The organism is Serratia sp. 1D1416, assembly GCF_003641105.1.
In the GTDB taxonomy this organism is placed as follows: domain Bacteria; phylum Pseudomonadota; class Gammaproteobacteria; order Enterobacterales; family Enterobacteriaceae; genus Serratia; species Serratia ficaria.
In genome coordinates this window covers 1,126,660-1,142,562 of the sequence record NZ_CP032738.1, presented here as the reverse complement: position 1 = coordinate 1,142,562, position 15,903 = coordinate 1,126,660, and the positions used below count along the sequence as shown (strand labels likewise).

The 15,903-nt window shown below is 62.5% G+C and carries 13 protein-coding genes; 6 read left to right on the top strand and 7 right to left on the bottom strand.

What is annotated here, in order from left to right; genetic code table 11:
• Positions 1-24: 24 nt before the first annotated feature.
• The 3 genes from cysG to nirB are packed head-to-tail and all read right to left on the bottom strand — an operon-like array spanning position 25 to position 4,327.
• Positions 25-1,428, bottom strand: coding sequence for a siroheme synthase CysG (cysG, locus tag D7I37_RS05565; protein WP_095099633.1), 1,404 nt, complete (start codon positions 1,426-1,428; stop codon positions 25-27).
• Positions 1,429-1,454: 26 nt separating this feature from the next.
• Positions 1,455-1,781: a nitrite reductase small subunit NirD gene (nirD, locus tag D7I37_RS05560; protein WP_061798940.1), complete on the bottom strand. Its 327-nt coding sequence runs from the start codon at positions 1,779-1,781 to the stop codon at positions 1,455-1,457.
• A complete protein-coding gene (gene nirB / locus D7I37_RS05555) occupies positions 1,778-4,327 on the bottom strand; it encodes a nitrite reductase large subunit NirB (protein ID WP_129543425.1) in 2,550 nt (849 codons plus the stop codon). The genes nirD and nirB overlap by 4 nt, the downstream gene beginning before the upstream one ends.
• Positions 4,328-4,630: 303 nt before the next feature.
• Here nirB and D7I37_RS05550 point away from each other — a divergent pair, with 303 nt between their 5' ends.
• On the top strand, positions 4,631-5,899 hold the full coding sequence (locus D7I37_RS05550) for a cytosine deaminase (protein WP_272914397.1): 1,269 nt from the start codon (positions 4,631-4,633) through the stop codon (positions 5,897-5,899).
• A 59-nt stretch (positions 5,900-5,958) separates the two neighbouring features.
• Here D7I37_RS05550 and tsgA read toward each other — a convergent pair whose 3' ends face one another.
• From tsgA to D7I37_RS05530, 4 genes are all read right to left on the bottom strand, one after another.
• On the bottom strand, positions 5,959-7,143 hold the full coding sequence (gene tsgA / locus D7I37_RS05545; protein WP_061798935.1) for an MFS transporter TsgA: 1,185 nt from the start codon (positions 7,141-7,143) through the stop codon (positions 5,959-5,961).
• Between the two features lie 190 nt (positions 7,144-7,333).
• Positions 7,334-8,314, bottom strand: a complete 981-nt coding sequence (locus D7I37_RS05540) for a LacI family DNA-binding transcriptional regulator (protein ID WP_095100304.1) — start codon at positions 8,312-8,314, stop codon at positions 7,334-7,336.
• 67 nt (positions 8,315-8,381) lie between these two features.
• Entirely contained in the window at positions 8,382-9,692 is a 1,311-nt protein-coding gene (locus D7I37_RS05535; RefSeq protein WP_061798934.1) for a 6-phospho-beta-glucosidase, read from the bottom strand.
• Complete coding sequence (locus D7I37_RS05530; protein ID WP_061798932.1) at positions 9,689-10,027, bottom strand: PTS lactose/cellobiose transporter subunit IIA; 339 nt, start codon at positions 10,025-10,027, stop codon at positions 9,689-9,691. Before D7I37_RS05530 ends, D7I37_RS05535 begins: the two co-directional genes overlap by 4 nt.
• Positions 10,028-10,379: 352 nt before the next feature.
• Here D7I37_RS05530 and ppiA point away from each other — a divergent pair, with 352 nt between their 5' ends.
• The 5 genes from ppiA to D7I37_RS05505 all read left to right on the top strand — a co-directional run bounded on the left by ppiA (position 10,380) and on the right by D7I37_RS05505 (position 15,846).
• On the top strand, positions 10,380-10,949 hold the full coding sequence (gene ppiA / locus D7I37_RS05525; protein ID WP_061798930.1) for a peptidylprolyl isomerase A: 570 nt from the start codon (positions 10,380-10,382) through the stop codon (positions 10,947-10,949).
• Positions 10,950-11,108: 159 nt separating this feature from the next.
• Entirely contained in the window at positions 11,109-12,794 is a 1,686-nt protein-coding gene (locus tag D7I37_RS05520; protein WP_095099611.1) for a sensor histidine kinase, read from the top strand.
• Entirely contained in the window at positions 12,794-13,519 is a 726-nt protein-coding gene (gene btsR / locus D7I37_RS05515; RefSeq protein WP_061798925.1) for a two-component system response regulator BtsR, read from the top strand. Before D7I37_RS05520 ends, btsR begins: the two co-directional genes overlap by 1 nt.
• 152 nt (positions 13,520-13,671) lie before the next feature.
• Positions 13,672-15,198, top strand: a complete 1,527-nt coding sequence (locus D7I37_RS05510; RefSeq protein WP_061798923.1) for a helicase HerA-like domain-containing protein — start codon at positions 13,672-13,674, stop codon at positions 15,196-15,198.
• A gap of 72 nt (positions 15,199-15,270) precedes the next feature.
• Positions 15,271-15,846 carry an aminodeoxychorismate synthase component II gene (locus D7I37_RS05505; RefSeq protein ID WP_095099604.1) on the top strand — a complete coding sequence of 192 codons (576 nt, stop codon included), beginning with the start codon at positions 15,271-15,273 and terminating at the stop codon, positions 15,844-15,846.
• Positions 15,847-15,903 lie beyond the last annotated feature (57 nt).

Sequence of the window (15,903 nt, the reverse complement as noted above, 5' to 3'; positions counted from 1 at the left end):
TGGCCGCTTTTTTTTAACTCTGCCTCAGGCTTGCCGGGCGAGATTTTCCGCCGTTTCCTCGCCGGAAAACCAGTTGAGCTTGCGCCGCAGGCCGACCACGCTGCCGACGATGATTAAACTCGGGCTGGCGGCCCGCTGCGCCAGAGCGGCCAACTGACGCAGTTCCCCCTCGATCACCCTCTGGCGGCATGACGTGCCGTTTTCCACCAGCGCCACCGGCGTGGTGGCCGCCAGACCGTGGGCGATCAGCTGGCGCTGGATTTCCGCCGCCTGCGACAGCCCCATATAGAACACCAGCGTTTGCTGCCCGGCGGCCAGCGGCGCCCAGTCCAGCCCGCCGTCGGCCCGGGCGTGGCCGGTGACCAGCCGCACGCTTTGCGCGTGGTCGCGGTGGGTGAGCGGGATGCCGCCGTAGGCCGCACAGCCGGAGGCGGCGGTGATGCCCGGCACCACCGAGAACGGAACACCGGCGTCCGCCAGCGTTTCCAGCTCTTCGCCGCCGCGGCCGAAGATAAAGGGATCGCCGCCTTTCAGCCGCACCACGCGCCTGCCTTGCAGCGCCTGCTGCAGCAGGATTTGGTTGATCTGCTCCTGCGGCACGCAGTGGTGGCCGGCGCGTTTGCCGACGAAGATGCGTTCGGCGTCGCGGCGCACCAGCGCCATGACGTCGTCCGACACCAGCCTGTCGTAAACCACCACGTCGGCCTGCTGGATCTGCTGCAGGCCCTTCAGCGTCAACAGGCCGGCGTCGCCGGGGCCGGCGCCGACCAGCACCACTTCGCCCCGATCTGCCGGCTGCTCGCTGAACAGCCGTTCCAACTGGCGTTCGGCCTGCGCATCGTCGTTGTTGGCCAGCGACTGCGCCAGGCGATGGTGGGCGAACAGCCGCTCCCAGAAGCGCCGACGCGCACCGGCGCCGGCAAAGCGCCGTTTTACCCGCTGGCGCAGCGCGCCGCCCAGCTGCGCCAGCTTGCCGAGGTGCTGCGGCAACGCCGCTTCCAGCTTCTCGCGCAGCAGGCGGGCCAGCACCGGCGCTTTACCGCCGGACGAGACCGCCACCATGATCGGCGAGCGGTCGATGATCGACGGCATGATAAAGCTGGCGCGCTTCGGATCATCCACCACGTTGCAGAACACCCGCTGCCGGTTGGCGCACTGATACACCCGCGCGTTGACCTCCAGCCGATCGGTCGCGGCGATCGCCAGCCATTTTTCCGCCAGCAACGCCGGGGTGAATTCGCCCTCGACCAGCGTCAGTCGGCCCTCATCGGCCCACCGCCGGAACTGCGGGCTGAACTCGCAGGCATTGACGGTCAGCGCCGCCCCGGCGTCGAGCAGCAGGCGCGCCTTGCGTTCGGCGACTTCGCCGCCGCCGACCAACAGGCAGGCCTTGTGTTGCAACCGGCAAAAAATCGGCAGGTAATCCATCGGCGATCCTCGGAACGTTGTGGGGGTCAGGCGGCTATCTGCACCAGGCCGTCGACCACCCGGCTGGTGAAACTCGCGATGGAATGCGCGCCGTCTTCCAGGCAGTGACCGTCGTTCAGGCGAAAATGCTGTTTCTTCAGCGGGCTGGCGATCCACAGCTCGCCCTGATGTTCGGCGATCAGGCCGCGAGACAAGACGCTGGCCTGGGCGAAGGGGTCGATATTGCTGATGGCGAACACCCGCTCATCGGCATAGGGGCGGAACACCGCCACCTGGCGATCGCCAATCAGGGCGCACACGCCGGTGCCGGGCAGGATATCGGCGACGGGACAAACGGTAATCCACTGGCTCATGCGGGGTTCTCCTCGGTGTCGAGCAGGGTAACGGGAATGCGCTCGTCAGGGCGCGCCGGGCGATGCTGCTCGCGCTCGGTCACCACCTGGACGTTCGGGTCGCGCAGCGGGCTGTTGATAAAGTGGGCGAAACGCCGCTGCGTTTCCGGGTGTTCGAGGGTCTCTCGCCACTCGCAGACCACCGCGTCGCGCAGGCGGGCGATCTCGGTCTCCAGCTGGTCGTTGATGCCGAGCTTGTCGTCGACGATCACCTTGCGCAGGTAATCGATGCCGCCTTCCAGGCTTTCCAGCCACACCGAGGTGCGCTGCAGCTTATCGGCGGTGCGGATATAGAACATCATAAAGCGGTCGAGGTAGCGCACCAGCGTGTCGCCGTCGAGGTCGGCGGCCAGCAGATCGGCGTGGCGCGGTTTCATGCCACCGTTGCCGCAGACGTACAGGTTCCAGCCGTTCTCGGTGGCGATGATGCCGACGTCCTTGCCCTGCGCCTCGGCGCATTCGCGGGTGCAGCCCGAGACGCCGAACTTCATTTTGTGCGGGGTGCGGATGCCTTTGTAGCGGTGCTCCAGCGTGACGCCGAAGCCGACGCTGTCGCCGACGCCGTAGCGGCACCAGGTGCTGCCCACGCAGGTTTTCGCCATGCGCAGCGCCTTGGCGTAGGCGTGGCCGGTTTCGAAGCCGGCGGCCAGCAGCCTGCTCCAGATGGCCGGCAGGTCGTCTTTTTGCGCGCCGAACATGCCGATGCGCTGCGAGCCGGTCATCTTGGTGTAGAGGTTGTACTCTTTGGCGATGCGGCCGATGGCCAGCAACCCGTCCGGGGTGATTTCGCCGCCGGCCGAACGCGGGATCACCGAGTAGGTGCCGTCTTTCTGGATGTTGCCGAGGAAGTTGTCGTTGGTGTCCTGCAGCGGAGTATGCTGCGGCTTCAGGATATACTCGTTCCAACATGAGGCCAGCAGCGAGCCGACGGTCGGCTTGCACACTTCGCAGCCGTAGCCCTGGCCGTATTTGGCCAGCAGTTGGTCGAAGGACTTGATGCCCTCGACGCGGATCAGGTGATACAGCTCCTGGCGCGAGTAGGCGAAGTGTTCGCACAGGTGGTGGTTGACCTCGATGCCCTGTTTGCTCAATTCGGCGTTCAGCACCTGGGTGATCAGCGGAATGCAGCCGCCGCAGCCGGTGCCGGCCTTGGTTTCGGCCTTGAGCGCCGCCACCGTGTGGCAGCCCATGTTGACCGCCTTGATGATGTCGCCTTTGCTGACGTCGAAGCAGGAGCAAATCTGCGCGCTTTCCGGCAGCGAGTCCACGCCGATCGCCGGCTTGCTGCCGGCGTGCGCCGGCAGGATCAGCCCATCCGGGTTCTCCGGCAGCGCGATGCCGTTCAACGCCAGCTGCAGCAGGTTGCCGTAGTCGCTGGTATCGCCCACCAGCACCGCGCCGAGCAGGGTTTTGCTGTCGGCGCTGACCCAGATGCGTTTATAGACTTCTTTGCTTTCATCCAGATACACGTAGCTGCGCGCGCCTTCGGTGCGGCCGTGGGCATCGCCGATGCCGCCTACGTCAACGCCCAGCAGCTTCAGCTTGGCGCTCATGTCCGCGCCCCGGAAAGCGTTTTCTCGGCCCAGCAGATGGTCGGCCGCCACCTGCGCCATTTTGTAGCCGGGCGCCACCAGGCCGAAGGTGCGCTCGCGCCAGGAGGCGCATTCGCCGATGGCGTAAACGTCCGGATCCGAGGTCTGGCAGCTGTCGTTGATGACAATGCCGCCGCGGCGAGCGGTGGCCAGCCCGCACTGGTGCGCCAGTTTGTCCTGGGCGCGGATGCCGGTGGAGAACACGATGAAGTCGACTTCCAGCGCGCTGCCGTCGGCGAACTGCATGGTTTTGCGCGCGGTGGTGCCGCCGTTGACGATCTCTTGGGTATTTTTACCGGTATGCACCTTAACGCCCATGCGCTCGATCTTGCGGCGCAGCTGGTCGCCGCCCATCGGATCGAGCTGCTCGGCCATCAGCACCGGGGCGAATTCGATCACGTGGGTTTCCACCCCCAGGCTTTTCAGCGCGCCGGCGGCTTCCAACCCCAGCAGACCGCCGCCGACCACCGCGCCGCGTTTGCTGCGGCGCGCGCAGGCTTCGATGGCGTTCAGATCTTCGATGGTGCGGTAAACGAAGCAGTCCTGGCTGTCCGAGCCTTTAATCGGCGGGATCCACGGATAGGAACCGGTGGCCATGATCATCTTGTCGTAGTAGAGAGTGCGCCCGGTGTTGGAATGAATGACTTTCTCACCGCGGTTGATGGTAATGGCGCGTTCGCCGACCAGCACCTTCACGCCCTGTTTTTCGTAAAAGCCTTCGCGCACCAGCGACAGCTCTTCGGCGGTGTGGTGGGAGAAGTACGAAGACAGGTGAACGCGGTCGTAGGCGATGCGCGGCTCTTCACAGAACACCGTGATCTCGAACTGGTCCCGGTCTGCTTTCTCCAGCAGATTTTCGATAAACCGGTGGCCGACCATGCCGTTGCCGATGACGGCAAGTTTGACTCTGCTCATTATTGCCTCAAAATTCTGATTTCCTGGGCTTACCTTATTCCTCCCGGCGGGCAATTTATTGATGCAAATCAAGCCGACCCCCATATACCCCTTATGTGGTATGCCAATGATTTTTCTATCTATTTGTTAAGTTGCGGATTTTATTCACCTTTAGCTGAAACGTGACAGTGACCGGATCATTTGCCTCTCGGGGAGTAGGGCGCGGGCGCACTCTCGCAATCGGCTTTTGTCAGCCCAATCCGCTGGCAGTATGATGAAGAAAACCAGCCGCAACAGCAGAGGTGAAGGGTGGCCAAGAGTCCATTGAAGTTTATCGACAACCTGCGTTTGAGCGGGCATGAAGGGCTGTGGCAGCTTGCCATCGAACAGGGGCGCATCGCTCATATCGTGCCGCAGCCGGAAGGGCAGGAATGGCGCACTGACGCGCTGGACGCGCAGGGCGGGCTGGCGCTGCCGGCCTTTGTCGAGCCGCATATCCACCTGGACACCACCCAGACCGCCGGTCAGCCGGCCTGGAATCAGTCCGGCACGCTGTTTGAAGGCATCGAACGCTGGGCCGAGCGCAAGGCGTCGCTGACCCACGAGGACGTCAAGCAGCGCGCCTGGCAGACGCTGAAGTGGCAGATAGCCAACGGCGTGCAATACGTGCGCACCCACGTGGACGTTTCCGATCCCACCCTGACCGCGCTGCGCGCCATGCTGGAGGTGAAGCGGGAGGCGGCGCCCTGGGTGACGCTGCAGATCGTCGCCTTCCCGCAGGAGGGCATTTTGTCCTATCCCGACGGTGAAGCGCTGCTGGAAGAGGCGTTGCGGCTCGGCGCCGACGTGGTGGGGGCCATTCCGCACTTCGAGTTTACCCGCGAGTATGGCGTGGAATCGCTGCACAAGGCGTTCGCGCTGGCGCAGAAGTACGATCGGCTGGTGGACGTGCACTGCGACGAGATTGACGACGAACAGTCGCGCTTTGTCGAAACGGTGGCGGCGCTGGCGCTGAAGCTGGAGATGGGGGCCAAAGTGACCGCCAGCCACACCACGGCGATGCACTCTTACAACGGCGCCTACGCTTCGCGGCTGTTCCGCCTGCTGAAGATGTCCGGCATCAACTTTGTCGCCAACCCGCTGGTGAACATTCACCTGCAGGGGCGCTTCGACAGCTATCCGAAACGGCGCGGCATCACGCGGGTGAAGGAGATGCTGGAGGCGGAGATCAACGTCTGCTTCGGCCACGACGACGTGTTCGATCCCTGGTACCCGTTGGGCACCGCCAACATGCTGCAGGTGCTGCATATGGGGCTGCACGTCTGCCAGCTGATGGGCTATGGCCAAATCGACGACGGGCTGAAGCTGATCACCAGCCACAGCGCGCGCACCCTGCACCTGAGCGATTACGGTCTGGCGGCGGGCAACAGCGCCAACCTGGTGATCCTGCCGGCGGAAAGCGGTTTTGATGCGGTGCGGCGGCAAACGCCGGTGCGCTATTCGATCCGGCAGGGGGCGATCATCGCCGAAACCCAACCGGCGGAAACCACGCTGTATCTGCAGCAGGATGAGAAAGTGGATTTCAGGCGCTAAGCGCCGCGACATAAAAAAGGGCGCCTCAGGGGCGCCCTTGTTGCATCACAGTCGGCCGATCAATGCGTAACGTGGCCGTGGCTGCGGTGCTTGGTCACGAAGCCCAGCAGCAAGCACATCACGAACACCGCCAGGTACAGGCCGTTGGCGGTGGTCAGCGCGGCGTGCGCGCCGCCTTTAGCGACGATCGGGCCGGTGACCACGAAGGTCAGCATGGTGCCGATGGTACCGCAGGTCAGGATGAAGTTGACCAGCTTCGGCGAAGACACCTTGGTCTGCAGCGAGCCCAGGGTGATCAGGGTGGTGTAGATGGCGCTGGAGACGAAGCCCAGCGCCATGATGTAGTAGCCCAGATGCTGCGGGTTATCGGTGCTGACGAACAGGTACATCGCGCCGGTAGCCAACGCGGCCAGCACGGTGACGATGCGCTGCAGGTCGAAGAAGCGCAGGATAAAGCTGAACACCCACATGCCGACCATGTACGAGGTCCAGAAGTCGCTCACCAGCTTGCCGGCCTGGCTGATGTCCATGCCGAACGACTTGGTGGCGTATTCCGGCACCCACTGAATGAAGCCCAGCTGGCCGAGGATGTAGCACAGCGCGGCGACCGACAGGAACAGCACGCCGATGCCCCATTTTTCTTTGGCGACGGGCTGGCCGGCATCGGCGCCTTTTTTGCCCAGCACCGGGAACTCGGAGCACAGGGTCAGTACGAAGATGCCGACGTACAGCAGGCCGATGCAGGCGTAGACCCAGTACCAGCCGATGTGGCGCGCCAGCAGCATGGCGGCGACGATCGGGAAGATCATGCCGGCCATGCTGAAGAAGGAGTCGGTGAACAACAGGCGCGAACCGCGCTGGCGGCCGGCATACATATGGGTGATCAGGAAGGTGCCGATCGACATGGTGATGCCGCTGACCACGCCGAGAATAAACATGCACAGCGAGAACATGGTCAGGCTTTTGCCGAGCATCAGTCCGGCCACCGCCAGCACCATCAGCACAAAGCCGAAGATCAGCTGGCGCTTCAGCGGGATGATTTCCATCAGCCAGGCGTTGAGGAAAATCGAAATCAAAATGCCGGCGTTGAGAAAGGTAAAGGTATTGCTCATGCTGGAAACCGGCAGATTAAAGTACTCTGCAATGTTTCCCATCACCATCCCTGTGACGATCACTAAAGCACCGGTCAGCGCATAAGAAAAGAAGCTGATCCAGGTAAGCCGTATGCGGTTACTGTCATTCATTGTATAGGCCTGATTATGTCTGTTAGAAGTGTTAAAACTGGCATAAGGCCGCTGGCTTTTCCTGGCAAAGCAGAAAAAAGTCCCGATCAGGCCACCAGGGAGCGGATCCTAGCACAGACCACGGGAGTTTTTGTGATGGCTGTCGATTTTTTGATGCAATCAATGAATAGTTGTGAATTGTTTTTGTGATCTATTTGCGCACCGTCACGATCGAATCGCGGCTGACGATCGCCGGCTCGAAGCGATGCGCCGGGGTGGCCGGGTCGATCAGGCGCCGCGCCGCGTACTGCGCCATTTCGCCGATCGGAAAGTGCACGCTGGTCAGCGCCGGGCGGACAAAGGGCGCGCGCTCGCCGCTGTCGTAGCAGATCAGCGAGATGTCCTGCGGCACCCGCAGCTGATGCTCATTGATCGCCAGCAGCGCGCCGATGGCCATTTCTTCGTTGCAGCAATAAATGGCGGTCGGGGCGGTTTCCTGCAGCAGCAGCCGATCGGCGCAGCGATAGCCGCTCTCCAGATCGTAAACGCCTTCCAGGCAGGCCAGCGGCTTGATGCGCGCCGCCTGCATCGCCTCCTCAAAACCCTGCAGCCGCAGCCGGCTGGAAGGGCGTTCGCGCGGGCCGCTGATGCAGGCGATGCGCCGGTGGCCGGCGTCGAGCAGCCGTTGCGTCGCCATGCGGCTGGCGTGCGGATGGTCGAAAGTCACGCAGCGATCTTCCAGGCCGGGCACCAGACGATCGAGCAACACAAAGTGACGTTGCTCGGCGGCCAGTTGGCGCAATTGGTTGTCGCTGAGAAAACGCACGTGCAGGATCACGCCGTCGCAGCGCAGGCTGAACAGCCGCTGGATAGCCTGCCATTCGTTCTCGGCGCTGTTGCGGCCCTGGGTGACCAGCAGCTGTTTGCCGTGGGATTCGGCTTCGGTTTGCACAAAGTCCATCAGCGCGCCGAAGAAGCCGCCGCGGTAGGAGGTGGTGACCAGGCCCAGCGTATTGCTGTGGCTGGAGGCCAGCGCCCGGGCGGCCGGATTCGGGGTATAACCGAGCTGGGCGACCGCGCGTTCAACCTTCTCGCGGGTCGGCGCCTTGACGTTGCTGTCGCCATTCACCACGCGTGACACGGTGGCGCGGGATACGCCCGCCAATGCTGCGACATCTTCCAGTGTCACCATCATCCGACTCCTGATTACGACAAAAATGGGTTCGGCGAACCGAACCCCGGCATGCTGCCCCTAACGGCTATCGGTTAAACTGCGGTAGGTAAGGCTGGTTTACCGTCAGCACCTCCTCCAGCAGCGGCTGCGCCACGTTGGCGTTGGCCACCAGCGGATTGGTGATCAGCGCCAGCAGGCCGCTGCGGCGATCGCCGTGCACCGCGGCCTCGATGGTCAGACGCTCGTAGGCTTTCACCTGTTGGGTCAGCGCATGCATCGCATCCGGCAGTTGGCCGAAGGTCAGCGGGTGCGCGCCCTGCGCGTCGACGATACAGTTGATTTCTATCACAGCGTCGTCCGGCAAACCACGAATAGCGCCACGATTTGCGGTATTGACCACCAACTGCGCGCCGAGATTATTATGGATGGCGCGGATAAGCTCCAGCGCCACTTCCGAATAATACGAGCCGCCGCGGAAGCCGAGCTGCTCCGGCTTGCTGTCCAGATGCGGATCGGCGTACAGCTCGAACAGTTCCTTTTCCACCCGCATCACCTGCTCGGCGCGGGTGCCGCGCTCGGCGGCGGCGGCCACTTCTTCGGCCAGCATCTCTTTCGTCTGGTAGAAATAGCGGTGATACGGGCAAGGAATGGCGCCGACCGCCCGCAGGAAGTCCGGTTGCCACGGCTCTTCCTTGATGTTGTTCATGGTCAGGGCCGCGCCGTCGCACAGCATGTCGATCACCTCGCCGGTGACGTCGCGGCCGTGTTGCGTCACCCGATGCACCCATACCATATGGTTCAGGCCGGCGAACTGCAGCTGCACGTCCTCATAGGGGGTTTGCAGCATGTTGGCGATCATGTGATGCATGCTGATCGGCACGTTGCACAGGCCGATGATCTTCGCCTTGGTGTAGCGAGAAACCGCTTCGGTCACGATGCCGGCCGGGTTGGTGAAGTTGATGATCCAGGCGTCCGGCGCCAGTTTTTCCACCCGGCGGGCGATGTCCAGCATCACCGGGATGGTGCGCAGCGCCTTGGCGAAGCCGCCGACGCCGGTGGTCTCCTGGCCGATCAGATGGTATTTCAGCCCCAGCCGTTCGTCGGCGGCGCGCGCCGGCAGCTGCCCGACGCGAAATTGCGTCAGCACGAAGCCGGCGTCGCGGATCGCTTCGTCCAGCGCGAAGTGCACGCTGACCTTCACCTGCTCCAGGCCGTGGCGCGCCAGCATGCGGCGGGTCAGGGCGGCGATGATCTCCACCTTGCCGCGGCCCGGCTCTACGTCCACCAGCGCCAGTTCGGTCACCGGCAGCTCTTCGATACGCTGGATCAGGCCGTCGACCAGTTCGGGGGTATAGCTGCTGCCGCCGCCGATTACGGCGATTTTCAATGAGCTCATGCGCGGGTCTCCATCTGTGCCTGGCGGCGGTAAAGTTCGATCATGTCGCCGGCCAGATCCTGGATCACCATGGCGTTCATCAGGTGGTCTTGCGCATGTACGGTGATCAGCGTGATCGCCAGCTTGCCGCAGCCCTCATCCAGGCCGATCAGTTCGGTCTGGATCAGGTGCGCCTTTTTCACCCAGGCCTTGGACTCGGCCATCTGTTCGGCCGCGGCGGAAAAATCTCCGGCGCGCGCCTGCTGCAGCGCCATCAGCGCACTGCTGCGCGCGCTGCCGGAGAACACCAGCAGTTCCATGATGGTGCTTTCAAAATCGGCGCTGATTTCAGTCATCAATTCACTCACATTATTTCTCCAGTCATTGCGCGGCGAAGCCGCCGGCGGATGGTCTTCGCATCGGCGCTCAAAAATGAGAGCGCTCTCATTTATCTAGAATAACCGCAATGGCGCAGCAAAACGGGAGTTGCGTCGCAAAACGCGTCGAAGGAGGGAAAAGGGCAAAAAATGCGTGATGCAGTTGGCAAAAAGGCCACCGGCGATCATACTTTCGGCAGTAAAATTCAGGGCCAGCTAAGATATGTCCCACAATTGCGTAAATATAGGTAAATGGCTGGTACTTGCCGATGCAGCTCTTTAGAATCAAAGCGCTTTTCCGTAGTTTGTCTCTCAGAGAAAGGACCCGTTAATGTTCAAACGTACTTTAGTGACCTTCGTTGCGCTGTGTTCCCTGACAGCAATGGCGCCCGCAGCCTTAGCCGCCGGCGAAACCCATGTCATGCTGACCACCTCGGCAGGGAATATCGAATTGGCGCTCGACGGTCAGAAGGCGCCGGTATCCAGCCAGAACTTCGTCGACTACGTGAACAGCGGCTACTACAACAACACCATTTTCCATCGCGTGATCCCGGGCTTTATGGTGCAGGGCGGCGGCTTTACCGCCGACATGCAGCAAAAGTCCACCAAGGCGCCGATCAAGAACGAAGCCGATAACGGCCTGCGCAACCTGCGCGGCACCATCTCCATGGCGCGCACCGCCGACAAAGACAGCGCCACCAGCCAGTTCTTCCTGAACGTGGCGGACAACGCCTTCCTGGATCACGGCCAGCGCGACTTCGGTTACGCGGTGTTCGGCAAAGTGGTGAAGGGCATGGATGTGGTAGACAAAATTTCTCAGGTGCCGACCGGCAACGTCGGCCCGTATCAGAATGTGCCGACCAAACCGGTGGTCATTCTGTCCGCCAAGGTACTGCCGTAAGATTGACGGCCGATCCCGCCGGGATCGGCCGTTCGCTCCCGGCCCCGAACCTTCCGAAGCCTTGCCTGCATCACTGTTTTCTTCCCCTTCGCATGTTCTAATCGGCAGACTATAACCAGACCGGAAATCCGGCGTTGTTTCTCTGGATGAGTTGCTGCCATGTATGAATTTAACCAGGTGTTGCTGCTGTTGCAGCAGACGTGCGTCTATCTTGTCATCGCTTATTTGCTGAGCAAGACGCCGCTGTTCATTCCGCTGATGCAGGTGACCATTCGCCTGCCGCACAAGCTGCTGTGCTACGTGATCTTCTCGGTGTTTTGCATCATGGGCACCTATTTCGGCCTGCATATTCAGGATTCGATCGCCAACACCCGGGCGATAGGCGCGGTGCTGGGCGGCCTGCTGGGCGGGCCGTCGGTGGGCTTTTTGGTGGGGCTGACCGGCGGCTTGCACCGCTATACCCTGGGCGGCATGACCGACGTGGCCTGCGCGATTTCGACGGTATCGGAAGGGTTGGTCGGCGGCATCGTGCACAGCATCGCCATGCGCCGCGGCCGCATCGAACTGTTGTTTAATCCGCTGTTCGTCGCCGGGGTGGCGCTGGTGGCCGAAGTGCTGCAGATGGCGATTATCCTGACGGTGGCGCGCCCTTACCAGGAAGCGCTGCGGCTGGTGGAGCACATCGCGCTGCCGATGATGATCGCCAACACCGTCGGCGCGGCGATGTTTATGCAGATCCTGCTGGACCGGCGCGCGATGTTCGAGAAATACACCAGCGCCTTCTCCTCCAAGGCGCTCAAGATAGCAGAACGCACCGAGGGCATTTTGCGCCAGGGGTTCGACCAGGAAAACAGCATGAAGGTCGCCCGGGTTATCTATCAGGAGCTGGGCATCGGCGCGGTGGCGATCACCGATCGCGACAAGCTGCTGGCGTTTATCGGCATCGGCGACGACCATCACCTGCCGGGCACGCCGATCGCCTCGGTGCATTCGCATCGCGCCATCGACAACAACGAAGTGGTGTACGCCGACGGCAACCAGCTTTCCTACTGCTGCTCGATCAATCCCGGCTGCAAGCTGGGATCGACGCTGGTGATCCCGCTGCGCGGCGAAAACCAGCGGGTGATCGGCACCATCAAGCTGTACGAACCCAAGAGCCGGCTGTTCAGCACCATCAACCGCACGCTGGGCGAAGGCATCGCCAGCCTGCTGTCGGCGCAGATCATGGCCGGGCAGTACGAGCGCCACAAACAGCTGCTGGCGCAGTCGGAAATCAAGCTGCTGCACGCCCAGGTCAATCCGCATTTCCTGTTCAACGCGCTGAATACCCTGGTGGCGGTGATCCGCCGCGACGGCGACCGTGCCTGCGAGCTGGTGCAGTATCTGTCGACCTTCTTCCGCAAAAACCTGAAGCGTTCGGACGATGAGGTCAGCCTGGCGGACGAGCTCGAACATGTGAACGCCTACCTGCAGATCGAGAAGGCGCGCTTTGCCGATCGTCTGGAGATTGCGGTGTCGCTGCCGGAAGAGCTGCTGGCGGTGCGTCTGCCGGCGTTTTCGCTGCAGCCGATCGTCGAGAACGCCATCAAGCACGGCACCTCGCACCTGTTGGGCGTCGGGCGGATCGATATCGGCGCGCGGCGCGAAGGTGACCGCTTGCTGCTGCAGGTGACCGACAACGCCGGGTTGTTCCAGGCGAAGCCCAACCGCAGCGGGCTGGGCATGAACCTGGTGGACAAGCGCATTCGGGTACGCTACGGCGAAGGCTACGGCGTGCGGGTGGATTGCCGGCCGGACGCCTTTACGCGCATTACGCTCAACGTACCCATGGCGAGGGCCGCCTGATGTTAAACGCACTGATTGTCGACGACGAACCCTCCGCGCGCGATAACCTGCGGCACCTGCTGGAGGCCGAGGAAGAAATCAGCATCATCGGCGAGTGCGCCAATGCGATAGAGGCCATCAGCCAAATCCATCGTCTGCAGCCGGACGTGGTGTTCCTGGATATCCAGATGCCGCGCATCAGCGGGCTGGAGATGGTCGGCATGCTGGATCCCAACCGCATGCCGCACATCGTATTTCTGACCGCCTATGACGAATATGCGGTGCAGGCGTTTGAAGAGCACGCGTTTGATTATCTGCTGAAGCCGGCGGAGCCCAAACGGCTGAGCAAAACCTTGCAGCGCCTGCGGCAGCGCAGCGCGCCGCAGGATATCGCGACGCTGGAACAGAGCGCCGGCTACTTGAAATACATTCCCTGCACCGGTCACAGCCGCATCTACCTGCTGCGTTTCGACGAAGTGCTGGCGATCCGTTCCCGCACCAGCGGGGTGTTCGTGGTGCGTAACGACGGCATGGAGTGCTTTACCGAACTGACGCTGCGTACGCTGGAAAGCCGCACGCCGCTGGTGCGTTGCCACCGGCAGTATTTGGTCAATCTGGAGCAGGTACGCGAGATCCGCTTCGAAGAGGGCGGCGCGGCGGAGATGATCATGCCGGCCGGCGACCCGGTGCCGGTCAGCCGGCGCTACCTGAAGGCGCTGAAGGAGCAGCTGGGGCTACGCGGGTGAGCGTGATCTTAGGGCGATTCTGAAAATATTGGCTTAATGGGGCGTCCTGATGGCGCCCTTTTTGTTTGTTCTTGACGGGGTTACGCCGCGCTTATAGCTTTATTGCATCAACAGGCGCTTTTCGCGCCGCGGCAGCGTCAAAGGAAAAGAAAATGAGTGAAGCACGGATTATCGCCAAGGCGATGAAGGACGGGAAACCGGTACAGGATCTGGTCATCTTGCCGGCTTTGGCGAACCGCCATGGCTTGATTACCGGGGCGACCGGCACCGGCAAGACGGTGACGCTGCAGAAAATGGCCGAGCAGTTCTCGCGTATCGGCGTGCCGGTGTTTCTGTCTGACGTGAAGGGCGACCTGTCCGGCATCGGCACCGAGGGCGTGCCTTCCGAGAAGCTGCAGGCGCGGCTGACGGCGATTGGCGTCAGCGACTGGCAACCGCAGGCCTGCACCCTCATCCCCTGGGATATTTACGGCGAGAAAGGCCACCCGATCCGCGCCACCGTGTCCGATTTGGGGCCGCTGCTGCTGGGCCGTCTGCTGGACCTGAACGAAGTGCAAAGCGGCGTGCTGCAGCTGGTGTTCAAAATCGCCGACGACAACGCGCTGCTGCTGCTGGACATGAAAGATCTGCGCGCCATGGTGCAGTACGTCGGCGACAACGCCAAACGGTTCCAGACCCAGTACGGCAACATCTCTTCGGCCTCGGTCGGCGCTATCCAGCGCGGGCTGCTGACGCTGGAAGAGCAGGGCGCCAACCAGTTCTTCGGCGAACCGATGCTGGACATCAACGACCTGATGAAAACCGACGCCAACGGCCACGGCGTCATCAACCTGCTGGCGGCGGACAAGCTGATTAACCAACCGAAGCTGTATTCGGTATTCCTGCTGTGGTTGCTGGCCGAACTGTTCGAGCATCTGCCGGAAGTGGGCGATCCGGAGCAGCCGAAGCTGGTGTTCTTCTTCGACGAGGCCCACCTGCTGTTCAACGACGCGCCGCCGGCGCTGCTGACCAAGATCGAGCAGGTGGTGCGCCTGATCCGCTCCAAGGGCGTGGGCATCTACTTTGTCACCCAGAACCCGCTGGATATCCCGGACAGCGTGCTGGGCCAGCTGGGCAACCGCGTGCAGCACGCGCTGCGCGCCTTCACGCCGCGCGACCAGAAAGCGGTGAAGGCGGCGGCGCAAACCATGCGCGCCAACCCGGCTTTCGACGCCGAAACGGCGATCACCGAGCTGGGCGTGGGCGAAGCGCTGGTGTCGTTCCTGGACGAAAAGGGCCGGCCCAACGTGGTGGAGCGGGCGATGGTGATCGCGCCGGAGTCCAAGATGGGCATGCTGGGCGCCGACGGCCTGAACAGCGCGATCAACAAATCGCCGCTGTATGGCCGCTATGAGGCTATGGTCGACCGCGAATCGGCCTACGAGAAGCTGTCTTCGGAGGGTTTCGCCACCGTCGGCGCGCCGCAGCCGGGCCAGCCGGCTCAGCAACCGCAGGCGCAGCAGCAGGCGGGCGGCGGCCTGATGGGCGGCCTGAACGAAATCCTGTTCGGCTCCACCGGCCCGCGCGGCGGCAAGCGCGACGGCATCGTCCAGACCGCGGCCAAGAGCATGGCGCGCGACCTCGGCCGGCAGATCCTGCGCGGCGTGCTGGGCTCCATCATGGGCGGCCGTAAAAAGTAAGCCGAAATTATCGTCGGCAGCAGCAGGCTAAACCAGTAAACTGTCGCAGCGCTTTTTTCTGCTGGACCTAACATGCTGCTGTTGATCGATAACTACGACTCCTTTACCTATAACCTTTACCAGTACTTCTGCGAATTGGGCGCCGAGGTGTTGGTGAAGCGCAACGATGCGCTGCAGCTGGCCGATATCGAGCGGCTGGCGCCGCAGCGCCTGGTGATTTCACCCGGTCCCTGCACCCCGAACGAAGCCGGCATCTCGCTGGACGCCATCCGTCACTTTGCCGGCAAGTTGCCGATCCTCGGCGTTTGTCTGGGGCATCAGGCGCTGGGCCAGGCGTTTGGCGCCGAAGTGGTGCGCGCCCGCGAGGTGATGCACGGCAAGACCTCGGCGATCCGCCACTGCGATGGCGGGGTGTTTCGCGGGCTGAACAATCCGCTCACCGTGACCCGCTACCATTCGCTGGTGCTGAAGGCCGATACGCTGCCGGACTGCTTCGAGGTGACCGCCTGGAGCGAACGCGACGGCGAGCGCGATGAGATCATGGGCATCCGCCATCGCCGGCTGGCGCTGGAGGGGGTGCAGTTCCATCCGGAGAGTATCCTCAGCGAACAGGGGCATCGGCTGCTGGATAATTTCCTTAAAAGTTAATCCATTGACATTTTTTTTGCCCCAAAGGCGATTTGCGTTTGCCCTTTATTGGTTTTT